The sequence below is a fragment of the Cupriavidus sp. GW821-FHT02F09 genome, from assembly GCF_059421605.1.
In genome coordinates, this window is the sequence record NZ_JBWKVH010000018.1 from 85,211 (window position 1) to 108,695 (window position 23,485).

A 23,485-nucleotide genomic window follows, 5' to 3' on the forward strand; every position below is an offset into this window, starting at 1 on the left:
TCGGTTCTCCTCGGAATACGTGTGTCGGGATGGCTGCGCAAGCAGCGTCAGATTGGAGCCGGCGGCTGGCTCAGGTCCACGCGCCCGGCGTTGAGCACCACCACGCCGCGTTCCAGCGCCGTGGTGCGCAGCGACACCACCGGGCCATCGACCCAGATCGCCGTGCGCAGCGTTTCGCCGGGCAATACCGGGGCGGTAAAGCGCACCCGCATGCCGCGCACCGTGGCGGCGTCGTAGGCCAGCACGGTTTTCAGCACGGCGTGCATGGCGATGCCCATGGTGCACAGGCCATGCAGGATGGGCCGCGAGAACCCGGCCGCCTGCGCCACCGCCGGGTCGGCGTGCAAGGGATTGAAGTCCCCGTTGAGCCGGTACAGCAGCGCAGCCTGCGGCAGCGTCGCCAGATCGCACACGGCGTCCGGTTCGCGCTCGGGCATCGCATGCGGCGGCGGCGTGCCCGCCCTGGCGCCGCCGGCGGCAAAGCCGCCATCGGCGCGCAGCATGGTGGTCTGGGTGACGGTGGCCAGCAACTCGCCGGTGGCCGCGTCATGCACCTGGCGCTCCTGCATCATCAACGCGCCTTTATCCGGGCCTTTGTCGTACAGCGCGGTGACCTTGTTCCGGCCAACTACCCGCCCCTGCGCCGGCAACGGCCGGTGCAGCACGAACGCCTGCTCGGCGTGCACCAGCTTGCGCCAGGTGATGCCGGTGTCCGGCTGGTCGGCCCAGAAGCCGCTGTAACCCAGCACGTTGACCAGCGTGGGCAGCGCCTGCAGGCCGCCGCGCGCGTGCTCATAGACGTAGCGCAGCTGGCCAGCGTCGAGCGGATCGGCGCCCAGGCCGATGCCCAGCGCATAGCACATGCTGTCGCGCGCGCTGTAAGCCTGCTCGACGGGCGCGAACTGGCGGCTGAGGAGATGCTTGGGGTCGAGTGGCATGGCGTGTTGTCTGCAGTTGTCTGCTGGATGGTGACGGCGTCAGGCGCGCGGCGTACAGGCGCTCGGCGGGTACCAATTCCTCGCGCACAAAGCGCCGGATGCTGTCGCCCAGGGCGTTGAGGGTTTCGGCGTCGCGAATCATCCGGGTAGCTCCGTCACCTCGATCACGGCGTCGACGGCAAAGGCGCCCTGTCCTTGCGGCATCGCAAACACCGGATTCAGGTCCACCGATTGCAGGCGCGGGCCGGCCTGGTGCGCAAACACAGACAGCCGCGCCAGCATGCCCGCCAGCGCCTTGATATCCACTGGCGGCTTGCCGCGCGCACCCAGCAGCAGCGGCGCGCCCTTGATGGAGCGGATCATCTGCTCGGCCACGTCCTCGCCGAACGGGCAACGGTGCAGCACCACGTCCTTCATCACTTCCACAAAGATGCCGCCCAGCCCGAACATGGCCACCGGGCCAAAGACGGGATCGCGCTGGATGCCGAGAATGCATTCCACGCCGCCGCTGAGCTGTTTGGCGACCAGCACGCCTTCGAGGCGCGCGCCCGGCACGGCCTCCTTGCCGCGTGCAATCAACAGACCGAAGCCAGCACGCACGCCTTCGGCATCGGTGACGTTCAGCAGCACGCCGCCGATCTCGGACTTGTGCTGGATGCCCGGCGACAGGATCTTGAGCACCACGGGATAGCCCAACGCCTCGGCCGCCGCCACCGCCTCGCTGGCCGTGGCGCAAGCGCGTTCCGGGGCCACGGCGATGCCAGCCTGCGCCAGCACGCGCTTGGCCTGCGCCTCGCTAGGCATGCTGTCAGGCAGCTCCACCGCGGGCACCGAGGGCGGCGGCAAGCTGGGAGCGCGCTCAAACGCTTGCCCAAAACGGCCCATGGCTTCGATGGCCACCACCGCGCGGGTGGGATCCTCGAACACGGTGAAGCCGTCGGCCTCGTACTCGCGCACACGCTCGGGCGAGGCCAGCACCGACAGCAGGTACAGCCGGTCCGGATGCTTGTCGCGCACGCCCTTTAGCTGCTCGCGCAGGCGCGGCGCGATGGAGTCGGCGCCGCCTGTGTAGGTAAAGAAACCCAGCACCGACTGGTAGCCGCCCTCGGCCACCACCGCTTGCGTGAAGCGGCCCGCGATGGTCATGTCGTTCAGGAACTGCGCCGTGCAGTCCACGGGGTTGCGCGGCGCGGCAAAGGGCAGCAACGCTTTCAGGCGCTCCTGGGCCGCCGGGGGCATCTCCGGCATCGGCAAGCCAACCACTTCCGCCGCATCGGAAATGATGACGCCGGCGCCGCCGCTGACGGTAATCACGCCCAACGAATTGTTGGCCGGATAGATGCGGCGCGTGGCCAGCCGTGCCACGTCGAGCATATGCTCGGTGGAGCGCGCCCGCACCACGCCGAACTCGGCCAGCACGGCATCGGTCACCGCGTCGTTGCCGGCCAGCGAGGCCGTGTGCGACTGCGCCGCCGCGCTGCCCACCGCGCTGGTGCCGACCTTCATCATGACCACCGGCTTGCGCGCCTTGCGCGCGGCCTCCAGCGCCTGCATCAGGCGCTGCCCGTCGCGTATGCCCTCGGAGTAGACCGCGATCACATCGGTGTTGTCGTCGTCCACCATGGCGTGGACGATGTCGCCCAGGCTGATGTCGCTCTCGTTGCCGCTCATCACGCAGGCCGACACGCCAATGCCTGCATCGCGCGCAATGCCCAGGATGTGGCTGCCATACGCGCCGGACTGGCTGGCAATGCCGACCCGCCCCGCCGCCGGAAAGCCCATTTCCACCACCGAGGTGAAGCTGCCGTAAAAGCCGGTGCCGGGATTGACCACGCCCAGCGAGTTCGGGCCAAGCAGGCGCATGCCGGCTTTGCGCGCCGAAGCCACCATGCGTTGCTGGATCTGCGCGCCCTCGTCCCCGGCCTCGGCAAACCCTGCGGAGAACACAATGGCCGCCGCCGTGCCGCGTGCCGCTAGTTCCGCCACCACGTCGGGCGCCAGCTTGGCGGCCACCGCCACGATGGCCACGTCCGGCGTCTGCGGCAGGTCAGCCACGCTGGCGTAGGCTTCCAGGCCCTGGATGGTGGCGCGATTGGGATTGACCGGCATCAGGCGGCCCTGGTACCCCTGGCTGCGCATGTAGTCGATAGGCCGGCCGCCGATGCGCAGCGGATCGTCCGAGGCGCCGATGACGGCGACGGAACGCGGACGAAGGAGACGGACAAGGGGATGACGGTCTGGCATGGCGAGATCGCTTGCAAGAAAAACGGTGGCGGCGGAAGGGGAATAGGAAAAAGAAGAGGAGCGGATCGGGTCGGGGCGGCACCCGCCCCTGCCTTCGCAAATCCGGCTTACTCGACTTTGGCGCCGGAAGTCTTGACGACCTTTGCCCAACGGTCGATCTCCGAGCGGATCAACGCGCCGAATTGCTCTGGCGTGCCCGGCGACGGCTCGAAGCCCTGGGCGCGCAGGCGCTCCTTCATCTCCGGCGCGTCCAGCGCCTTGTGGATCTCGGCGTTGAGCTTGTCAATGATCAGCTTGGGCGTGCTTGCCGGCACCATCAGCCCGTTCCACGCCAGGGTCTCGAAGCCAGGCACGCCGGACTCCGCCACCGTTGGCACGTTAGGCAGCAGCGGCGAGCGCTTGGCGCCGGTGATGGCGATCGCACGCAGCTTGCCGCCATTGACCTGCGGCAGCGCCGAGAACATCAGGTCCATCACCAGTTGCGCATTGCCCGCCATCACGTCCGCCATGGCAGGCGCGCTGCCGCTGTACGGGATGTGGGTCATCTTCACACCAGCCATCGAACTCAGCAGCTCGGTAGCCAGGTGCGTGGACGAGCCGTTGCCCGCCGAGCCGAAGTTGATCGATCCCGGCTTGGCCTTGGCCGCGGCGATCACGTCCCGCACCGTCTTGTAAGGCAGCGACGGGGTCACCATCACCAGCATCGGGCCGCGCGTCAGCTCGCTCACCGGGGTGAGATCGGTCTTGATGTTGTAGCGCAGGTTCTTGTAGAGCGAAGGGTGAATCGAATGCCCCGTCGTCACCAGCAGCAGCGTGTAGCCGTCGGGCGCCGCGCGGGCCACCTGCTCCGCGCCCAGGTTGCCGGAGGCGCCGGGCTTGTTTTCGACCACGAACGGCTGGCCCATGCTGTCACCCAGCTTCTGCGCCAGCAGGCGCACAACGATGTCATTGGTGCCGCCCGGCGGGTAAGGCACGACGATCTTGACGGGCTTGGCAGGAAAAGCCTGCGCCAGGCTAAGCGCGGGCAAGGTGAGAGCGGCGGTGGCCGCAACGGCAGCGGCAAGCCAGCGTTTCGTGCTGATCATCGATTGTCTCCGGTCTGAGGTCAGGCGCGGCCGAAACGTGTGTTCGGCGCCCTCGGCTTCTTTGTGCCTGTTTCAGAAACAATCGTAAGCAATGCCATATACTTAATCCAATACTTTACATGCACCTAGCTATACACGAGGTATATGGATGGACCTGCGTCAACTCAAGCAATTCGTAGCCGTCGCCGAGACCAGCAGCTTCAGCCGGGCGGCAGAGCGGCTGTTCATGGCACAGCCGCCGCTTTCCGTCGCCATCCGCAAACTGGAGGAAGAACTCGGCACGCCCTTGTTCGAGCGCACTGCCCGCGGGGTACGGCTGACCGCCCCCGGCGAAGCCGCCCTGCAAGCCGCCAGGAAATGCCTGCAGAATGCGGAAGAAGTCAGCGCGGCCGCGCGTGCGACCGCCACCGGCGAAGCCGGACGGCTACGCATCGGGTTTATCGGCTCGGTCACGTTCGGTTTGCTGCCGCGGCTGATACAGGCGTTCACCAAGCGCCACCCGCAGGTCAAGCTGGAGTTGCGCGAAGGCACCAACCTCGAACTGCTATCGCTGGTGGAAAACGGCGAGCTCGACGTGGGCTTCGTGCGCGTGCCCACCGCCCGCCCGGAGAACGTCCGCTTCCAGCTGATCCAGACCGACGTGTTCTGTGCCGCGCTCCCGCGCGGCCACGCACTGGCCAAGCAGAAGCAGGTCGCCTTGCACGACCTCGCCGACTGTCCCCTGATCGGCTACACGCCCTCACGCGTGGGCGGCCTGCAAGCCGCGGTGTCGCACCTGTTCGCACGCGCCGGCATCAGCCCCTACATCGCGCAGGAAGCCGTACAGGTGCAGACCGTGGTAGGGCTGGTGGATAGCGGGCTCGGGGTCGCCCTGGTGCCATCGGTCAACGCATCGCACTCATCGGGCCGCGTCGTGTTCCGCCCGATCTCCGACCTGCCGCCGGATGCGTCGATCGGCATTTCCCTGGCGTATCACGCGCTGGCCGAAACCGCTGTCACGCAGCGCTTTCGCGAAAGTATCGAGGCGCCGGCGGAGAAAGCGCCTAGGGCCGAGGGGGAAACGGCCAGGCGGAGTGCGGGCAAGCGGATGGGATAGCGCTACTGTCAGAGGTGCACCGCGGCCACCGGCAACCCGACGCTAAAACTGGTCCCGTGCTCCGTAAACCCAAGCCGCCGGTAGAACTGATGCGCCTGCAGCCGGCGCGCGCTGGACGATAGCGCCAGCTTGGAGGCGCCCGCCTCTTCGGCCAGCCGCATGGCGGCGTGCATCATGGCCGTGCCTACGCCGGTGCCGCGCGCGGCGTGGGTCACCACCACGCTTTCCACGATGGCCTCGCTGCGGCCGTCGTGCGCCAGCACCGGGAACACCAGCAGGCAGAACGTGCCGAGCGCTTCGCCGGCGCCACTGCGCATCAGGTAGCAGCGATAGTGCGGCATCGCCTTGAGCTGGGCGAACAGCGCGCGCATGCGCTGCAAAGGCAGCGGCGTCTCGTTGTCCATTTCGGAGAGCAAGGCGGCCACCTGCAGCAGTTCGGCATCGGTGCCGGTCACTTCGTGCAGGGTCGGGCCGCCGCTGGTGCGGCGTGCATCTGGCAGGTCCATGCGGATATCGGTTTCGAGTGAGATTGCTTAGGTGCGATGCCGGTCAGGGCGCGCGGCGCAGGCAGCGCGCCACCATCGGCAGGTAGTGCTCCAGCGGCGGCGTGGCAAGGCCGACGACCTTGGCCAGGTCGTCGTAGCGGCGCAGGCGCACGGCTGCCGGCCCGTGGGGATGGGCGACGAACGCCTCCGCCTGGGTGGCGCCAAAGGGGCCGCCCTGCAGTGCCAGGCTGTGTTGCGAGGCAGGCGACAGGGTGGCCTGGTAGCCCGGCTCGGTAGCGCACAGGTAGCGCTTGGCGGCCACATGCATGCGCACCGGCTCGGTCACCTCCGGCCCAAACCCGACCGCGAGCAGGTCGGCGCCGACTTCCTGGTGGCGCAGATCGATGGTGCTGTCCTCGGACATCACGAGGTGGCCGAGGTCGTGCAGCAGGCTGGCAACGATCAGTGGCTCAGGGTCGCCGGCCTGCTCGGCCAGCTGCGCGCACTGCAACGCATGTTCGGTCTGGGTGATGGCCTCGCCGCCGTAGAAGGCGGTACCGTGGCCGGAGAAGAGGATTTCGATGCGCCTGAGGATCGTCATGATGATTTGTGTGTGCGGGCTGGTGTCGTGAGGCGGCTTGAAGCGGCTTGGGGCGGCTTGAGGCCGCTGTCAAACCAGCGCCTTGCGGATCCGGGCGGACAGCAAATCGATGACCGTGACAAAGCCAACGATGATGATGATCACCGCGCAGGTCTCGGCATACTGGAAGCTGCGGATGATCTCCCACAGCACGGTGCCGATGCCGCCAGCGCCGACGATGCCAAGCACCGTGGCCGAGCGCACATTGGATTCGAAGCGGTACAGCGCATAGGAGATCCACAGCGGCAGCACCTGCGGGATCACGCCGTAGACCACCTCTTCCACAGCGCTGGCACCGGTGGCGCGCACGCCTTCCACGGGGCGCGGGTCGATGGCCTCCACGGCTTCCGAGAACAGCTTGGCGAGCACGCCGGTGGTGTGCACCCACAGCGCGAGCACGCCGGCGAAGGGGCCCAGCCCCACCGCCACGATAAACAGCATGGCGAACACCATCTCATTGATGGCGCGGCAGGCATCCATCACGCGGCGCATCGGCTGGTAGACCCAGGCCGGCACGATATTGGCGGAACACGCCAGCCCCAGCGGCACGGCAAACACGATGGACAGGAAGGTGCCCCAGATCGCGATCTGCACGGTCACCAGCATCTCGTCCAGGTAGATGCGCCAGTCACGGAAACTGGGCGGGAAGAAGTCGGCGGCGAATTTCGCCATGTTGCCGGAGTCCCTCCACAGGTCGAGCGGACGCATGTCGGCGCCCTGCCACGACATGACCAGCAAGGCGAGCACCACCGCCCAGACGAACATGACAGGCAGGCTGGCACGCGGCGGACGGACGGCACGAGGCGGAGTGGCTGGGATCATGGTGGGGTTGGCGCAAGGATGCATGAATACTCGGGCTAAAGCAAAGGTGAGGCGACGGTGTGCGGCCCGCCCCGGCTTGGGGGCGGGCCGCGGATAGTGCTTGACTATGGGCGCGTTACTGCGCGCTGGCGGCGATCTTGTCCAGCTCAGCCAGCTTGCTGCTCAGGTCGGCGAGGCGCTTTTCCTTGTCCGGCGCGGCCATCGTGGTGTCGGACTCGATCTTGGTCTTCTCGCGGGCCAGCTCGATCTGGCGGATCGGCACCAGCTGCTTGTCGTTGGACGCACGGAAGCCCTGGTAGGTCAGCTTGGCAAGGTTCTCTTTCTCGCGCGCGGCGTCGGCACCCTTGCCGTAGTTCACGAAGAAGGTCTGTACCTTGGCCTTGACATCGGCCGGCAGGTCCTTGCGGTAGACCAGCGGATCCGCCGGGATCAGCGGCGACTTCCACAGCACGCGCACCTGCTCATAGGCGTTCTTGCCGGTGTTGATGCGGTAGCGCTCCATGTTCTCGGTGTTGTTGACCGCCACGTCGACCTGCTTGTTCAGCACGGACAGCAGGTTGGTTTCGTGGTTGCTCACACGCACCGTCTTGAAAAAGGTCTTCGGCTCGATCTTGTGGGCGCCCCACAGGTAGTGGCCCGGCACGGCGGTGCCCGAGGTGGAGTTCGGATCGCCCGCGCCATAGCTCAGCGACTTGCCTTGCTTGAGCACATCGTCCAGCGTCTTGAGGTTGCTGTCCTTGTTGACGATCAGGAGCGACCAGTAGCCGGGGTTGCCGTCCTTGTCGATCACCGAGGCGAACACCTCGCCGTTGGCGCGGTCCACCGCTTCGATGGCGGACTTGTTGCCGAACCAGGCAATCTGCACCTTGTTGAAGCGCATGGCTTCGATGATGCCGGCGTAGTCGGAGGCGAAGAACGGCTTGACCTGCACGCCCAGCTGTTTGCTCAGGTCATCGATCACGGGCTGCCAGGCGGACTTCAGGTTGGACGAGGTTTCCGTCGAGATAAAGCCCATGTTGAGGACCTTGCCTTCCTGGGCAAAGGCGGGCAGCGAGAGCGCGCCAGCGGCGCTCGTGACGATCAGGGCGAGAAGGGTTCTGCGCAGCATGAGGGAACTCCGAGGAAAAACCTTGTTGGGGGTGCTTGCGGGAAACATTGCGAAATAATCCGGGGTCAATCAGGCCGCCGCCAGGCCACCGTGCAGCATGGCGGGCGCGGCAACCTCCAGCCCCGCGCCGTCGGGCAGCAGCTCGGCGGCTTCCGTGCCATACAGATCGCGCAACATGGCCGGGGTCAGCGCGGCGGACGGGCCGTCGTAGACCACCTTGCCGTGGCGCAGCGCGACCACGCGCGGGCAATAGCGCATCGCCACATCCACCTGGTGCAGCGACACCACCACTGCCACGCGGCGCGCTCGGTTGATCTGCGCCAGCAACTCCATCACGCGCCGCGCGGATTCGGGATCCAGCGAAGCGATCGGCTCGTCGGCCAGGATCACCCGCGCGTTCTGCACCAGTGTGCGGGCAATGGCCGCGCGCTGCTGCTGGCCGCCCGACAAGGTGGATGCCCGCCGAAAGGCATAGTCGTCTATACCAACCTGGGCAAGCGCTTCGAGCCCTGCGTCGATCTCGCCGACACGGAAGAAGCGGATCAGGCTGCGCCACAGCGGCACGCGCGGCAGCATGCCGGTCAGCACGTTCGTGATCACCGGCAGGCGGCCCACCAGGTTGAACTGCTGGAATACAAAACCGATCTCTGCCCTTGCCGCGCGCACATCACGCGCCAGCCGGCCGCCTTGCTGGATGGCCCGGCCATTGACCAGCACCTCGCCAGCGCCGCCCGCATCGGCAGCGATAAACCCCGCCACGTGGCGCAGCAACGTGGACTTGCCCGAGCCCGAGGCACCCAGCAGCGCCACCATTTCACCAGGGGCAACGGCAAGGCTCACGTTATCCAGCGCCTTGCGTCCCGCCTGGAACGACTTGGACAGGCCGCGCACTTCAATCGCATGCGTCATCCCACACTCCTTGCATCAACAGTGAGCGCATTCTGGGTGGTGCGGATGACAAAACGATGAAGGTTGGAGAGCAATCTCGAATTGGGAGGCCCGCTTGGCCAGCCGCCTGCACCAAGTGGCCTCGGGCCGACCTCGCTGCCGGCCCGCCGGGCCGCATGGGCTACTGGGCGCGAGGCATGCACATGGCCATGCAGGACAGTGGCCATTCTCCGCCCCGGGGACCCCATCTCTCGATTGAAACAGGTGGAACATTCAAACGGTGCAAAGCGCAAGGTATCCTTCTTGGGCACCTTCCACGTGGGGGAGCACAGGGTGCCCGGCCAGACCAGAGGTTGCCCCCGATGAAACCCTCCGGATTGCGTACGCGCACCGACAAGGACGTTCATGAGCAAAGCAAAACGCGCCGGGCTGCTGTTTGTGTTCGTATGGTTCGCCCTCGGCGGGCTCGGGCACTTCATGCTGACGCCGTTCTTCGTCAGCATCGTCCCTCCATCGATCCCCTACCCTGCCGCCGCCGTGCTGGTGAGCGGCGTGTTCGAACTGCTGGGCGCGCTGGGGGTGCTGTGGCTGCCCACCCGGCGAGCGGCGGGATACGGCCTAGCACTGCTGACGCTTGCGGTCACGCCGGCCAATGTCTACATGTGGCAGCACCCCGAGCTGTTCCCGAAGATTCCGCCGAGCCTGCTGGGTATCCGGCTGGTGGTGCAGGTGTTGTTGCTGGTGTGCATCTTGTGGAGCACGAGCAAGGCGGGCGAATCGAGGGACGCAGTGTAAGAACCCAACCACAAACGACTCACCCCCGCGCGCCCTGCCTGCCCTTCACCGCCCGCCACGCACTGGCCACCACCAGCGACCCCAGCCCAAGCGCAAGCCCAAGCAGGACGATGGCGCTCATGTGGTCGCGCACCAGCGGCACATTGCCGAAGAGATAGCCGCCGGCCAGCAGCGACACCACCCACACCGTGGCGCCAGCACTCGCGGCCAGCGCGAAGCGCGTCGCGGACATGGCGGACACGCCCGCGACGAACGGGGCAAAGGTGCGCACCACGGCGACGAAGGGGGACAGCAGCAAAGTCAGGCCGCCGTGGCGCTGGTAGAAGTCATGCGTCCTGCGCAGTGCGTCGCGGTTGATCCATCGGTAGCCGCCCGTGAACACGCGGGCCCCGATGGCTTTGCCGATGGCGTAGTTCAGCAGGCTGCCGGCCACCGCGGCGACCAGCAGCACCGGCAGCAGGATCCATAGCTTGAGCGCGCCCGCCGCGCAGAACGCGCCACAGAGAAACAGCAGCGGATCGCCAGGCAGGAAGAACAGCGGCAACAGCCCGATCTCGCAGAACACGATGGCGAACAGGATGCCGTAGACCAAGATGCCGTATTGCGCGATGGCAGGGCCGAGATGCTGGTCGAAATGCAGCAGCAACGGCAAGACTTGCGATGCTTCCATGCGTGCCCCCGGTCTTGAAGTGATGGCTACAGTGTAGGCGCGCCCTGGCCACCGGGGACCCCAGGTGGGTACGGTGCCCTGGCCTCTGTGCCGATGACAAGCGGGAAATATGGCGAGAAGAGCCTTTCCCTCCGGCGCGCGCCCGCATAATATTGAGCATAACCCGCATAATCCGCACAATCCTCTGCACCAACAACCCCAGGAAATACCATGTCAAATTCCCAAGCCACCGCCCGGATCGGCTCGGTCGATGCCAACTACCTGGTGCACCTGCAGGCCGGCAGCCACGCACTGGTCGGTGACGAGTCCGCCGGGCTGGGCGGCACGGACCAGGGCCCGCCGCCCTTTGCCTTCGTGCTGTCCGGTCTGGTGTCCTGCACCGCCATCACGCTGAAGATGTACATGCAGAGGAAACAGTGGCCCGTGGCCGATGTGGAAGTCACGGCGGTCTTCCAGGGCAAGGACGAGGCACGCTTCATCCGGCGCGAGGTCCGGCTTAGCGGCGTGGAACTGGGCGAGGCCGAGCGCGAGCGGCTCGCGCAGATCTGCGAGCGCACGCCGGTGACGCTGTTCCTCAAGGGTGCGTCGCGAATCGAGACAACCTTCCTCTGAGAAGCCCCAGGCAAAACCGGAAGGGGCAGCCCGCAGACCATCTCTTCCGGTTCGTGCCGGCGGCCTACCCGGCGGCAGTCTCCGCCAGATGGGTGCGCACCACCACCTCCGAATGCAGGGTCCGGTGGACCGGGCACTTGTCGGCGATCTCCATCAGCGCCGCGCGTTGCGCCTCGTCCAGCGGGCCGCGCATGGTGATCTCCCGCTCGATCCAGTCGATCTTGCCTTCGGTGGTGGAGCACTCCGCGCAATCGGTCGCGTGGATCTTCTCGTGGCGCAGCGTCACGGCCACGTGTTCCAGTGGCCAGCCCTTGCGGTCCGCATACATGCGCATGGTCATGGCGGTGCAGGCGCCCAGCCCCGCCAGCAGCAGGTCGTAAGGCGCGGGGCCGCCGTTGAGTCCGCCAAACGAAACGGGTTCGTCGGCCAGCAGGTGGTGCGGCCCGGCGGTGATGCGCTGCTGGTACTTGCCGGCGTGGCTTTCCTCCACCCGCACCAGCCCTTCCTCGGCCACTGCGGCCGGCACATCCAGGGCATCGATGTCGAGATAGCGCTGGCTCCATGCCGCAATGGTGTTGGCCACGTAAACGGCATCGGCCTTGCGCGTGAGCAGGTGATCGGCGCGGTCGAGCGAGACGAAGCTCTTGGGATGCTTGGCGGCAATGAAGATCTGCGTGGCGTTATCGATGCCGACGGTGTCGTCCTGCGGCGCATGCATGACCAGCAGCGCCTTGCGCAGCTTGGCTACGTTATCGAGCAGCTTCTGCTCGGCCACGTCTTCGATGAACTGCCGCTTGATCTTGAACGGACGGCCGGCGAGCCGGACCTCGGCCTCTCCATCGGCCTCGATGCGTGCGGCCTGGTCGCCGAACAGGCCGACCACATGGCTCGGATCGCTCGGCGCGGCGATGGTGACGACCGCCTTGGCTTCGGGGATGCCGTGCGCGGCGCTGAGCACCGCCGCGCCGCCCAGGCTGTGGCCAATCAGCAAGGCTGGCGCCCGGTGGTGCTGGCGCAGATAGTCCGCCGCCGCCAGCAGGTCGGCCACGTTGGACGAGAAGTTGGTATTGGCGAAATCGCCGCCGCTGCCGCCAAGGCCGGTGAAATCAAAGCGCAGCACGGCGATGCCGTGTGCCGTCAGCGCCTGCGCGATACGCGTCGCCGCCAGCACGTCCTTGCCGCAAGTGAAGCAATGGGCGAACAAGGCAAAAGTGCGCACCGGGCCAACTGGCAAATCCAGCCGCGCGGAGAGTTGCTGACCATCACTTCCCGGGAACTGCAGGCGCTGGGCTTCCATGGGTATCCTCATGCTTGACGCGAACTGTATGAGGTTCCCACTCTAGCCAAGTTTGCCGCCGGGTGCTACTGGCGTCGCATGGCTGGCCGCGCACAACGCGCAGTTGCGCGGGCAGGCTTGCCAGCGCCTTGCTTTCCGTTGTACGGCAAGTCCCCGATCCTCCCTGTGGATGCCCGCAATGCTGCACGGCTAGCAGGACGCGCACAGCGTTGCAATCAAGGGGCACGAGCCAGTGCCATCGCTGGCGTGGCATTGCCCGATCAACCTGCGCAAGTCGGTACGCAGCGCCTGCAACTCCCCCAGGCGCGCCTCCACCGCCTGGAGCTTGCGTTCAGCCAGCGTACGCGCGGTCCCGCACGTGCTACCGTCATTGAGTTGCAGCAAGACGCGGATTTCATCCAGCGCGAATCCAAGCGCCTGCGCGCGGCGGATGAAGATCAGCCTTTGCAGGCTTTCACGTGGATATTGCCGGATGGCGCCAGGCGCTCGCTCGGGTACCGGCAGGAGGCCACACCTTTGGTAGTAGCGCACCGTTTCCACGCCCACATTGGCCGCCTTGGCCACCTGCCCGATCGTCAGTGCCGATTCCATCGCTTGACTCCGTACCCGAGTACGCACCTAGACTATGTGCAAGCTGGCCTTAAGGGAAGGGGATGCGCACCGTCCTACTGCAGTCGACCATCACCTGCCCACATTGCGGACACCGGAGCGCCGAGAACATGCCCACCGACGCGTGCCTGTGGTGCTACACGTGCGGGCACTGCAACGCCGTGCTGAAACCCAAGGCCGGGGACTGCTGCGTATTCTGCTCCTATGGCGATACCCGTTGCCCGCCGCGCCAGCAAGAACCGGGCGAGCGCAAGCGATGCTTCGCTCGTGCTCCCTGATCTGCCACCTTCCCCGCTTCCATCATGCTATGTCCAAGTTGCAGGAAATCTGACTTGTCAGTGGCAACGCTCGAGATCGATGCGCCCGAACTGGGTTCGTCTTTCCTCCTGACCGTGCTCAGGTGCCCCCTGTGCAGCGAAGGGATCATTGCGAAAAAGGAACTCCGGCGGATATTCCGCAAAGGCCGGAAGCCGGCAATGGCCGGCAAACCGGCCCCGCCCGTGCGGCTTCGGGAATCCGGCGCCGGCCACTGATCCTGGCATAGGCCCGCCGGCTCACATGCGCGCTTTCTCCCTGCCCTTGAGCGCACTGCGCAGGTAGTCCGCAAGCGCCACCACATTGCCCGGGGTGGCGGGCTCGCGCTTCCATACCAGCCCCACGTCCATCGACGGCACCTTGTCGGCAATCGCGCGCCGCACGATGCGCTGCCCCTCCAGCGACCACGGCCGGTAAACCAGGTCGGACAGGATGGCAATGCCGCGCCCGGCCGCCACCAGGCTGCGGACCGCCTCGATCGAGCAGCTCTGGTAGCGGACCTGCGGTGCCAGTCCATATTGCCCCCAGTACTTGCCGACCGTGGCAATGTGCTCGTCCATGTCGAGCAGGATGTAGTCATGCCGCGCCACGTCCGCCAGGCCGATGCGGTCCGCCATCATCAGCGGATGCTCGGGATGGCCCCATAGCTGCCTTGGCGAGCGCAGCAGCGTTTCGCAGGTGACATGGTCGAGCCCGGGCAGGTTCGAAACCAGCAGCAGGGCAATGTCGATCTCGCCACGCAGGATGCCCCGCTCGATGTCATGCCGTTCCCGCTCCAGCAACTCAAGCCGCAGCCGGGGGAACTTTCTCTCGATGGACTCCAGCAAGCCGGGCAGCACATAGGCCGTGATGGTTTCGGTCACGCCCAGGCGCACCGTGCCCGCGATGTCTACCGGCGCCACGCTGACGGCTTCCACCGCATCCAGCACGGCGTCCTCGATCTGCTGCGCATGCCGCAGGAAACGCGTACCGGCTTCGGTGAGGCGCACGCCGCTGGCGTGCCGGGTGAACAACTGCACGCCTACCGCTTCCTCCAGACCCTTCAGGGAGGCCGTCATGGATGACTGCGATACGTGGCAACGAAGCGCCGCACGCGACACCTGTCCCGTCTCGGCGATGGCCACGAAATGCTGCAGTTGCTTTAAGGTGGGTAGCATCGATTTTTCCGATATTGCTATGTCGAAATTATGAATTAGAAATACTTCCTCATGCTAGCTAGCATCCGGTCAGGAGACAAGATGCGGTGACAACCATGATTCAGGAAGACAAGCGCGGCTACTGCACGTTGTGCCGCTCCCGATGCGGCACGGTGAACGTGGTGGCGAACGATGCGCTGATCGCAGTGCGCCCCGACACCGCGCACCCCACGGGCAAGGCAATGTGCATGAAGGGAAAATCCGCGCCGGAACTGGTCCATAGCGCCGACCGCGTCTTGTATCCGATGCGGCGAACCACGCCCAAGACCGATGCGGATCCCTGCTGGCAGCGCATTAGCTGGGAGGAGGCCCTGGCCGAGGTTGCGCAGCGCCTGCTCCAGGCCAGGCGTGAGGGCGGCGCCGAATCGGTCGCCTTTGCCGTCACCACGCCGAGCGGCACGCCGCTATCCGACAGCATCGACTGGATCGAGCGGCTTATCCGGCTCTTTGGCAGTCCCAACACCTGCTACGCCACGGAAATCTGCAACTGGCACAAGGACTATGCGCACGCCTTCACCTTCGGCTGCGGCATGCCGACCGCCGATTACCGCAATGCCGAACTCATCGTGTTGTGGGGCCATAACCCGACCAACACCTGGCTGTCGCAGGCCGAAGCGATTGGCGCCGGCAGGGCCGCCGGCGCAAAGCTGCTGGTGGTGGACCCCAGGGAGACAGCGCTGGCAGGCCAGGCGGAGCAATGGCTGCGCGTGCGGCCGGGCACGGACGCCGTGCTCGCCATGGCGATCGCCAACCTGCTGATCGAAGCCAATGCGTTCGACCTGGCCTTCGTGCGGCAATGGACCAATGGCCCCTTGCTGGTGCGCTGCGACAACGGGCGCTTCCTGCGGGGCCGCGACCTGGGGCTGGCCGATGGCGATGCCTACCTGGTCTGGGACGCCCATGCCGGACAAGCCCGGCCGTCATCGGCGCTAGCCGGGCGGGATTTTGAGCATGTTGCGCTAAGAGGCACATTCGAAGTGGGCCAGGCCACAGCCACAGCCACGGCCACGCTCGCTTGCCGACCCGCCTTCGACCTGTATGCCGGCGAATGCGCCCGTTACCCCGTCGACGTAGCCGCGCGGCTCACCTGGGTGGCACAGGCGGATATCCACCATGCGGCAAGCCTGTTCGGCTCGGCCAGGCGCGTGGCCTATCACGCCTGGTCCGGCGTTGGCCAGCACGACAACGCAACCCAGACGGACCGGGCAATCGCCTGCCTCTATGCCTTGACCGGCAGTTTCGACAAGCCGGGCGGCAACCGGATCTTTCAAAAGCCCCCGTACAACCCGGTCAGCAGCTTCGACCTGCTGCCGCCGGCGCAGAAGAGCAAGGCGCTGGGCTATGACGCGAGGCCGCTCGGGCCGCCCGCGCAGGGATGGGTCACCGCGCGCGACCTTTACCGGGCGATCCTGCACGCGCAGCCCTACGCCGTGCGCACGCTGATGGCATTCGGCACCAATCCCCTGCTCTCGCAAGCCGATGTGGAAGACGGCGAGCGCGCCTTGCGCAGCCTGGACTTCTATGTCCATTGCGATTTGTTCGAAACCCCCAGTTCCCGCTACGCCGATATCCTGCTGCCGGTCAACACGCCATGGGAGCGCGAGGGACTGCGCATCGGCTTCGAGATCTCCGCCGAGGCCGAGCAACTGGTGCAGTTGCGCCAGCGCATGGTGTCGCCGCGCGGCGAGTCGCGCTCGGACAACGACATCGTGTTCGATCTCGCTGTCAGGCTGGGCATGGGGCAGGCGTTCTTTGGCGGCAGCCTGGAGGCGGGATGGAATCATATGCTCGCCCCGTCGGGGTTGACGGTGGACAGGCTGCGCGAGCAGCCGGAAGGCATCCGCGTGCCCGTTGCCGACGTGGAGCGCAAGTATGCGGGCCGGCCGCGTGAGCGCGCCTTCCATACGCAAACGGGGCTGGTGGAGTTGTACTCAGAACAGCTGCTGCGTCACGGCTATCCGCCACTGCCACGCGCCGGCCAGTGCCCCGAAGAAGCGGACGACACTGCCGGCGGCGCCTATCCTTTTGTCCTGACCTCGGCCAAAAGCGGCTACTACTGCCACAGCCAGCATCGCGGGCTGCCCTCGCTGCGGCGCCGCGCACTGCAACCCGAAGCGGAAATCCCGGCCGCGCTGGCGGCCGCGCGCGGGATTGCCAGCGGCGATGCGATCCGGGTGACCACGTCCATCGGCAGCGCAAGGTTTATCGCCAAGGTCCGGGAAGGCCTGCATCCCCGCGTGGTGGTCGGCGAGTTTGGCTGGTGGCAGCGCTGCGATGCGCTTGCGCAAACCGCGCTGGGCGTCACGGGCGAGAACAACAGCAACTACAATGGCTTGATCGCCGCGGACAGCATCGATCCGGTCAGCGGCTCCGTGCCGCTGCGGGCCTACCGCTGCAACGTCGAGCCCGATCCGGCTTTCGACGTAACGCGCCGCCGGTGGGACGGCTATCGCGCCTTTCGCGTCGCGAGCCTGGCGAAGGAAGCGCACGAGGTCATGTCGGTATGCCTGGAGCCCTTGGATGGTGGCGGCTTGCCGGACTTCCTGCCGGGCCAGCATGTGACGATCAAGCTCACCGTGCCGCCCGCCGGCGAAGAGATCGTGCGCTCGTATTCCCTGACCGGCCCCGCCGTCTTGCCGGCGCGGCGCGGCTACTCGATCTCCGTGCGCCGCGCTGCTGGCCTGACCGATGCCGGCGAGGCCGTGTTCGGGCGCGCTTCGTCGCATATCAACCTGTGCCTTGCGGTTGGCGACATCGTCTCGCTGCGCGCGCCATCCGGCACCTTTGTCATGCCGGTGCGCACCCGGCGCCCCCTGGTGCTGCTGGCCGGCGGGATAGGCATCACGCCGTTCATCAGCCTGCTCGAATCGCTGGCCGGGCTCGCCGATCCGTCAAGGATGCTGCTGTTGTACGCGAACCAGAACGGCCTGGCCCATGCGTTCCGGTCACGCATCCGGGCGCTGCGGCAAACCCTGCCGACGCTGGAAGTCGTCAACTTCTACGACCGTCCCGCGCAAGGCGACGTGCCCGGCGTCGACTACGACGTGGCCGGACGCGTCAGCGCCGAGCATGTCCCCGCCGAACTGCTCGGCCAGCGCCCGCTCGTCTATATGTGCGGCCCCGCGCCAATGATGACCGCCTTCGCCAATGCGCTCGCCGAGCGTGGCGTGCCGCGCGCCGACATCTTGCGCGAAGTGTTCCGCTCGCCCGAGCGCGTGGCGGCCGGGCCCGGCCAGCAGTTCAATGTGGTGTTCGCCAGGTCCGGCACCACCGGCACCTGGCGCTCGGCGGACGGCCCCCTGCTGGGCTTCGCTGAAAAACTCGGCCTGGCACTGCCCAGCGGCTGCCGGGTCGGCCAGTGCGAGAGCTGCGCGGTTTCCGTCCTGTCGGGCCGCACCCGGCACCTGCATGGCGAGGAACCCGAGGATGCCGGCATGTGCCTGGCGTGCCAGGCCGTGCCCGCCAGCGACATCGTGCTGAACGCGTGATCGCGCCCGCCGCCGCCCTTTTTCCAACCCCACCCAAGCCAAGATGCTGATACTCGACTCCGACACCACCCGCGCGCTGCTGCCGTTCGCCAGGCTCGTGCCCGCCCTGCGCGACGCGTTTATCCGCGGCTGCGAGGTCCCCCAGCGCCACAGCCATGTCATCGATCCGCACGGCGCGGCGCCGGGGACGATGCTGCTGATGCCCTCGTGGCAGGCCGGCGCCTATCTCGGCGTGAAGACCGTGACCATCTACCCGGGCAATACGCTGTCCGGGCTGCCGGGCCTGTACTCGACCTACCTGCTGCACGATGCGTGCACCGGCAAGCCGCTGGCCATGATCGATGGCAACGAGATCACGTCCAGGCGCACCGCCGCCGCGTCGGCGCTGGCGGCCTCTTACCTGAGCCGCAATGATGCTTCGTCGATGCTGGTGCTCGGCGCGGGCCGCGTTGCCAGCCTGCTGCCCCATGCCTATCGCGCCGTCAGGCCGATCCAGCGCGTTGCCGTCTGGGATATCAACGCGAGCCAAGGCGAAGCGCTGGCGGCAAGACTGCTGGCCGACGGCTTCGAGGCGCGCTTTGTCCCGACGATCGCCGCCGCCTGCGAAGACGCTGACATCGTGACCTCGGCCACGCTCTCCACCTCGCCGCTCGTGCAGCGCGCGTGGCTCAGGCCCGGCACCCACCTGGACCTGATCGGCGGCTTCACGCCAGCCATGCGCGAGGCCGACGACGGCTGCTTCGAGTCAACCTCCGTCTTCGTCGATACCAGCGAAGCCGTGCTCAAGGCCGGCGACCTGCTCCACCCCATCGAGGCTGGCGTGCTCAAGGCCGCCCACATCCGGGCCACGCTCGCGGACCTGTGCCAGCAGCGCCATCCCGGCCGCGCGGATGACACGGAGATCACCGTCTTCAAGGCCGTCGGCACCGCGCTGGAAGACCTCGCGGCCGCCGTCATGGCTTATGGAGGATTCGAAGGCTCGCCGCGCACCACGCCGCGCGCAGAAAGCCATGGCAATGCAAGGAGACAAGCATGAAAAGCACCCCCCTATCCCTGGACACAACGGAACAGCCTGAACACCCGGACCACCCGGGCCGCGGCGGACTGGAGCGCCTGGCCGTCAAGGTCACCGACTGGTCCGAGCGCTGGTTCCCCGACTCGTATATTTTCGCCGCCATCGCGGTGATCGTCGTGGCGCTTGGCGCGATGGCCATCGGCGCGCCCGCGCAAGGCGTAGCCCGCGCATTTGGCGACGGCTTCTGGAGCCTGATCCCGTTCACCATGCAGATGGCGGTGGTGGCCATCTCGGGCTACGTCGTGGCGGCCTCGCCCCCGGCGTCCCTGCTGATCGAGCGGCTAGCCGCCCTGCCGCGCACGGCGCGCGGCGCCATCGCCTTTGTCGCGCTGGTCAGCCTGCTGACCTCCCTGCTCAACTGGGCCATCAGCCTGATCTTCAGCGGGTTGCTGGTGCGGGCCATTGCACGACGCACCGGGCTGCGCGTGGACTATCGCGCGGCCAGCGCCGCCGCCTACCTGGGGATGGGTGCCACCTGGGCACTGGGCTTAAGTTCGTCCGCTGCGCAGTTGCAGGCCAACCCCGCCAGCCTGCCCAAGTCGCTACTGGATATCACCGGCGTGATTCCGTTTTCGCAGACCATCTTCCTGTGGCAATCGATGGCGATGACGGCCGTGCTGATCGTCGCTTCCTTGCTGGTAGCATATTTTTCAGCGCCGGCGGGCGAGCGCGCGCGCACCGCGCAGGACATGGGCGTGGATATCGACGATGCAGGCGATGGCATTGGCCGCCCCACGCGTCCCGGCGAATGGCTGGAGTACAGCCCCTTGCTGACCCTGCTGATCGTAGCCCTCGGCGCCGGTTGGCTGGTGCATGAGTTCACCACCAAGGACCCGATCCTCGCGATCTCCAACCTCAACACCTACAACTTCCTGTTCCTGATACTGGGAATGCTGCTGAACTGGCGTCCCAAGCGCTTCCTGCGCGCCGTGGCCAGATCCGTGCCATCCACCGCGGGGGTGCTGATCCAGTTTCCGCTGTATGGCGGCATCGCATTCATCCTCACCAAGGCAGCTGGAATGGATGGCACGACGTTGTCGCACCACCTGGCATCGGCTTTCGTCTCGGTCGCCACCAAGGAATCGTTCTCCGCGGTGATGGGCGTCTATTCCGCCGTCCTGGGCTTCTTCGTGCCATCGGGCGGCGGCAAATGGGTCATCGAGGCGCCTTACGTGATGCAGGCTGCCAATGAACTGCAAGTCCACCTGGGCTGGGCGGTGCAGGTGTACAACGCCGCGGAGGCGCTGCCCAACCTGATCAACCCGTTCTGGATGCTCCCGCTGCTGGGCGTGCTGGGGATCCGGGCCAAGGACGTGGTCGGGTTTACTTTCACCCAGTTGCTAGTCCACGCGCCGCTTGTGCTGTTCATGCTGTGGGCCTTTGCTTCAACGCTGCCTTACCGTCCGCCAGTCATGCCTTGATGCCGTGGTGCCTTGCCGTCGAGTGGCTTGGCAAGCCTGGCGGCCACGCCGGTAGCGGTGGACAAACCCGGAGGGATCCCATTCCCGGTTTAAGATGCTGGTTTTCAGGCCGGCGCGACCGGCCAACTTTCCCCCTCCACTCTGCCAGCTGACATATGAAGAAGATTGCACTGCTACTTGCCGCCCTGGGCATGGCGTCCATCGCTCACGCTGCCGCCCCGGCCGCGGAAACCCTGCCGTCCGGCATGTCCATCCAGACCATTGTCAAGGGCACCGGCGCCACGCCGAAAGCCTCCGATGTGGTCAAGGTGCACTATCGCGGCACGCTCACCGACGGCACCGAGTTCGACAGCTCCTACAAGCGCGGACAGCCGATCTCGTTCCCGCTGAACCGCGTCATTCCCTGCTGGACGGAAGGCGTGCAGAAGATGCAGGTCGGCGGCAAGGCCAAGCTGGTGTGCCCGGGGCCGACCGCCTATGGCGCGCGCGGCGTACCCGGCACGATCCCACCGAACGCCACGTTGAACTTTGAAGTCGAGCTGCTCGGCATCGGCAACTGACGCGAGGCAGCCTCACCGCTTTTCGCAAGGCCCCGGCCTCCCGGCCGGGGCGCGATTGACTGGCACCGCAGCGCTACGCCTGCACTGCCGTCGCCACACCCCACAGCGCGAGCCAGCGTATGTCCTCGCCTTTGCGTCCTGCGGTCATCCGGGCGCAGATCGGCATCGGATTCAAGGAAGACGGTACGCAGCAGTTCCGGCCATGAGCGCGGCAATGAGCGGGTCAGGCGGAACGTAGAAGGCCACCCCGCCCGGGGTGGGCGGCCAGCATTACTCGTTTGAACCGCCAGGCGCCATGGCGCGGCGCTTGCGCGTTACCACCAGGGGCGCCTGGGCGTTGCCTTCTGAAGACACGCGCGGCGGACGGGGGCCAGAGCCCGGCGTCCGCGGGCCTGCGCCGGGCGGACGTGCGCCGCCACCGCCGCCGGGAGGACGCGTGCCGGTATCCAGCTGGATCGTCGAGATGGCGCGCTTGTAGATGGTCTGCATGCCGCCGGGCGTGCTCAGCATCACCACGAATGCGTCGAAGGACTCGATGGAGCCGACGAGCCGGATGCCGCTGACCAGGTACACCTGCACACGCTTGCGCTCTTTGCGCGTGGTGTTCAGGAAGGAGTTTTGCGGGTTGGTGTCGTCAAGCTGCATGGGATATTGAGAGTAAGGCAGACGAAGCGCTGCGAGAAAAAGATGGCTACTGCGGCGCAGCTTCGTCGGCGGCGCACCGATGCACAATATCGGTGCGCACGCGCTAACGCAAGATGAATCAGGCACGCCCGGATGGCAGCGCATCATGATTGCTTACAGTGGCTAGGCTTGCCATTCTAGCGCAAGCCGGATGCAGTTCCCCGCGCAAGGAGCATGCCAACGGTTCCGGCGCCCGGCTGAAAGCCACCTCAAGACCACCTCACGGCCACCTCGCATGCCGATCACCGCACCAGGCTCCCATCCTTTCACGCCGCCCGCTTTGCCATTAACATGTCCGCCCACGATCCAGCAGGCCACCACATGAAGCTCAACCAGCTGCGCGCCCTGGCCGCCGTTGCCGAAACCGGCAGCATCCAGGAAGCCTCGCGCATCCTTCACCTGACGCAGCCCGCACTGAGCAAGGCGATCAAGGAGCTGGAGAGCAGCGTCGGTGCCACCTTGTTTGTGCGCTCCAGCAAGGGCGTGCAGCTCACGCCCTTTGGTCAGCGGCTGGTCTCGCATGCGCGGCTGATCAGCGAGAATGTGCGCCGCGCGCGCGAAGACCTGGAAGACATGAAAGGCACGGTGCAAAGCGAGATCACCGTGGGGGTGACGCCGGTCACGGCGCTGATGCGGCCGATGGCGGCCTGCCTGAGTACCTTCCGCCGCGAGTTCCCGAACGCCCGGCTGCGGGTGCTGGAGATGCGCCCGGCGCAGTTGCTGGAGCACCTGCGCGAGGGCACCATGGATTTCGCGGTGACCTCGCAGTTGCTGCCGCTGGATCGCGGGCTGGACTGCACCCAGGTGTGCCGGCTGCCGACCGTGATCGGTGCCCGGCGCGGGCATGCGCTGCGCGCGGCACGTTCGGTGCGCGTGCTGCAGCAGGCGGACTGGCTCGCGCTGGACCCGCTGTCCGATGCGAGCTCACCTTTTCATCAGTTGTTCGCGGGTAACGGCCTGGCGGTGCCGCCCCGGGTGGTCGAGTGCACATCGATGGGCTTGGCGCTGGACCTTTGCTGGCAGGTTGACACCCTGATCCTGCTTTCCAGCGAGTCGCTTGGCAGCCAGTACATCACCGAGCGGATGGATTTCATCGAGGTCGCCGAGCCCGTGCCCGACCGCATCATCTCGCTGGTCACGCGCGACCGGCATGTGCTGACGTGGGCGGCGGCGCGCCTGCACGACGCCGTGCTGCAAGCGCTGGCGAGCCACTATCCGCCACCGGGCAGCACCGCCGCCCAGTGAGCGGTCCCGCATGCGCCGGCAACGCGCATCCGGGCCAGGCAATGCCCCAGCACCGCGCTGGCCCGGCATGACGCGATGACGCAAACCCATCCCCGATTAAAACCCATAACAATCAATTAGTTACGGGCAACAATCGAATCGAAGGGCAATGAAAACAGCCCATTGCCTGACGCCGCGCGCCCAATCGGCGGCCGCCCCCTGATTCCCAATGC

Annotated in this window: 23 protein-coding genes; 10 read left to right on the plus strand and 13 right to left on the minus strand. The window is 66.6% G+C overall.

What is annotated here, in order from left to right:
- Positions 1-47: 47 nt before the first annotated feature.
- The 3 genes from AC07XB_RS20795 to AC07XB_RS20805 form a co-directional block, all read right to left on the minus strand.
- A complete protein-coding gene (locus AC07XB_RS20795) occupies positions 48-938 on the minus strand; it encodes a MaoC/PaaZ C-terminal domain-containing protein (RefSeq protein WP_492831069.1) in 891 nt (296 codons plus the stop codon).
- A 138-nt stretch (positions 939-1,076) separates the two neighbouring features.
- A complete protein-coding gene (locus AC07XB_RS20800) occupies positions 1,077-3,182 on the minus strand; it encodes an acetate--CoA ligase family protein (protein ID WP_492831068.1) in 2,106 nt (701 codons plus the stop codon).
- A 107-nt stretch (positions 3,183-3,289) separates the two neighbouring features.
- Complete coding sequence (locus AC07XB_RS20805) at positions 3,290-4,267, minus strand: tripartite tricarboxylate transporter substrate binding protein (RefSeq protein ID WP_492831067.1); 978 nt, start codon at positions 4,265-4,267, stop codon at positions 3,290-3,292.
- Positions 4,268-4,415: 148 nt separating this feature from the next.
- On the opposite strand from AC07XB_RS20805, the gene AC07XB_RS20810 reads away from it, so the two are divergent.
- A complete protein-coding gene (locus AC07XB_RS20810; RefSeq protein WP_492372030.1) occupies positions 4,416-5,363 on the plus strand; it encodes a LysR family transcriptional regulator in 948 nt (315 codons plus the stop codon).
- A gap of 8 nt (positions 5,364-5,371) precedes the next feature.
- On the opposite strand, the gene AC07XB_RS20815 is transcribed toward AC07XB_RS20810, so the two are convergent.
- The 5 genes from AC07XB_RS20815 to phnC all read right to left on the minus strand — a co-directional run bounded on the left by AC07XB_RS20815 (position 5,372) and on the right by phnC (position 9,327).
- Positions 5,372-5,869 carry a GNAT family N-acetyltransferase gene (locus AC07XB_RS20815; RefSeq protein ID WP_492831066.1) on the minus strand — a complete coding sequence of 166 codons (498 nt, stop codon included), beginning with the start codon at positions 5,867-5,869 and terminating at the stop codon, positions 5,372-5,374.
- 43 nt (positions 5,870-5,912) lie between these two features.
- Positions 5,913-6,449, minus strand: coding sequence for a phosphonate degradation HD-domain oxygenase (locus AC07XB_RS20820; protein ID WP_492372032.1), 537 nt, complete (start codon positions 6,447-6,449; stop codon positions 5,913-5,915).
- Between the two features lie 69 nt (positions 6,450-6,518).
- The gene (gene phnE, locus AC07XB_RS20825; RefSeq protein WP_492831065.1) at positions 6,519-7,310 is read right to left on the minus strand and encodes a phosphonate ABC transporter, permease protein PhnE; all 792 of its coding nucleotides are present in this window, start codon (positions 7,308-7,310) and stop codon (positions 6,519-6,521) included.
- A 115-nt stretch (positions 7,311-7,425) separates the two neighbouring features.
- Entirely contained in the window at positions 7,426-8,418 is a 993-nt protein-coding gene (gene phnD, locus AC07XB_RS20830) for a phosphonate ABC transporter substrate-binding protein (protein ID WP_492807162.1), read from the minus strand.
- 69 nt (positions 8,419-8,487) lie between these two features.
- Complete coding sequence (phnC, locus tag AC07XB_RS20835) at positions 8,488-9,327, minus strand: phosphonate ABC transporter ATP-binding protein (protein ID WP_492807161.1); 840 nt, start codon at positions 9,325-9,327, stop codon at positions 8,488-8,490.
- A gap of 384 nt (positions 9,328-9,711) precedes the next feature.
- Here phnC and AC07XB_RS20840 point away from each other — a divergent pair, with 384 nt between their 5' ends.
- A complete protein-coding gene (locus AC07XB_RS20840) occupies positions 9,712-10,101 on the plus strand; it encodes a DoxX family protein (RefSeq protein ID WP_492831064.1) in 390 nt (129 codons plus the stop codon).
- 19 nt (positions 10,102-10,120) lie between these two features.
- On the opposite strand, the gene AC07XB_RS20845 is transcribed toward AC07XB_RS20840, so the two are convergent.
- Positions 10,121-10,771, minus strand: coding sequence for a VTT domain-containing protein (locus AC07XB_RS20845; protein ID WP_492807157.1), 651 nt, complete (start codon positions 10,769-10,771; stop codon positions 10,121-10,123).
- 210 nt (positions 10,772-10,981) lie between these two features.
- Between AC07XB_RS20845 and AC07XB_RS20850 the strand changes: the two genes are divergently transcribed.
- Positions 10,982-11,383: an OsmC family protein gene (locus AC07XB_RS20850; protein ID WP_253929250.1), complete on the plus strand. Its 402-nt coding sequence runs from the start codon at positions 10,982-10,984 to the stop codon at positions 11,381-11,383.
- A gap of 64 nt (positions 11,384-11,447) precedes the next feature.
- Here AC07XB_RS20850 and AC07XB_RS20855 read toward each other — a convergent pair whose 3' ends face one another.
- Together AC07XB_RS20855 and AC07XB_RS20860 are read right to left on the minus strand one after the other, a co-directional pair.
- The gene (locus AC07XB_RS20855) at positions 11,448-12,680 is read right to left on the minus strand and encodes a bifunctional alpha/beta hydrolase/OsmC family protein (RefSeq protein ID WP_492372037.1); all 1,233 of its coding nucleotides are present in this window, start codon (positions 12,678-12,680) and stop codon (positions 11,448-11,450) included.
- A 189-nt stretch (positions 12,681-12,869) separates the two neighbouring features.
- Positions 12,870-13,271 carry a MerR family transcriptional regulator gene (locus tag AC07XB_RS20860; RefSeq protein ID WP_492372038.1) on the minus strand — a complete coding sequence of 134 codons (402 nt, stop codon included), beginning with the start codon at positions 13,269-13,271 and terminating at the stop codon, positions 12,870-12,872.
- A 62-nt stretch (positions 13,272-13,333) separates the two neighbouring features.
- Between AC07XB_RS20860 and AC07XB_RS20865 the strand changes: the two genes are divergently transcribed.
- Entirely contained in the window at positions 13,334-13,567 is a 234-nt protein-coding gene (locus AC07XB_RS20865) for a GDCCVxC domain-containing (seleno)protein (protein ID WP_492807154.1), read from the plus strand.
- Positions 13,568-13,621: 54 nt separating this feature from the next.
- Positions 13,622-13,822, plus strand: coding sequence for a hypothetical protein (locus AC07XB_RS20870; RefSeq protein ID WP_492831063.1), 201 nt, complete (start codon positions 13,622-13,624; stop codon positions 13,820-13,822).
- Between the two features lie 21 nt (positions 13,823-13,843).
- Here AC07XB_RS20870 and AC07XB_RS20875 read toward each other — a convergent pair whose 3' ends face one another.
- Positions 13,844-14,761 (minus strand): LysR family transcriptional regulator, encoded by a 918-nt coding sequence (locus AC07XB_RS20875; protein WP_492372041.1) that lies wholly within the window; start codon positions 14,759-14,761, stop codon positions 13,844-13,846.
- A 95-nt stretch (positions 14,762-14,856) separates the two neighbouring features.
- Between AC07XB_RS20875 and AC07XB_RS20880 the strand changes: the two genes are divergently transcribed.
- From AC07XB_RS20880 to AC07XB_RS20895, 4 genes are all read left to right on the plus strand, one after another.
- The gene (locus AC07XB_RS20880; protein ID WP_492831075.1) at positions 14,857-18,288 is read left to right on the plus strand and encodes a molybdopterin-dependent oxidoreductase; all 3,432 of its coding nucleotides are present in this window, start codon (positions 14,857-14,859) and stop codon (positions 18,286-18,288) included.
- Positions 18,289-18,331: 43 nt separating this feature from the next.
- On the plus strand, positions 18,332-19,324 hold the full coding sequence (gene lhpI, locus AC07XB_RS20885) for a bifunctional Delta(1)-pyrroline-2-carboxylate/Delta(1)-piperideine-2-carboxylate reductase (protein ID WP_492372042.1): 993 nt from the start codon (positions 18,332-18,334) through the stop codon (positions 19,322-19,324).
- A complete protein-coding gene (locus AC07XB_RS20890; protein ID WP_492831062.1) occupies positions 19,321-20,784 on the plus strand; it encodes a short-chain fatty acid transporter in 1,464 nt (487 codons plus the stop codon). The genes lhpI and AC07XB_RS20890 overlap by 4 nt, the downstream gene beginning before the upstream one ends.
- Positions 20,785-20,939: 155 nt before the next feature.
- On the plus strand, positions 20,940-21,344 hold the full coding sequence (locus AC07XB_RS20895) for an FKBP-type peptidyl-prolyl cis-trans isomerase (protein ID WP_006163829.1): 405 nt from the start codon (positions 20,940-20,942) through the stop codon (positions 21,342-21,344).
- Between the two features lie 270 nt (positions 21,345-21,614).
- Here AC07XB_RS20895 and hfq read toward each other — a convergent pair whose 3' ends face one another.
- A complete protein-coding gene (hfq, locus tag AC07XB_RS20900) occupies positions 21,615-21,989 on the minus strand; it encodes an RNA chaperone Hfq (protein WP_492372044.1) in 375 nt (124 codons plus the stop codon).
- Between the two features lie 360 nt (positions 21,990-22,349).
- On the opposite strand from hfq, the gene AC07XB_RS20905 reads away from it, so the two are divergent.
- On the plus strand, positions 22,350-23,273 hold the full coding sequence (locus AC07XB_RS20905; RefSeq protein WP_492372045.1) for a LysR family transcriptional regulator: 924 nt from the start codon (positions 22,350-22,352) through the stop codon (positions 23,271-23,273).
- Positions 23,274-23,485: the final 212 nt, after the last annotated feature.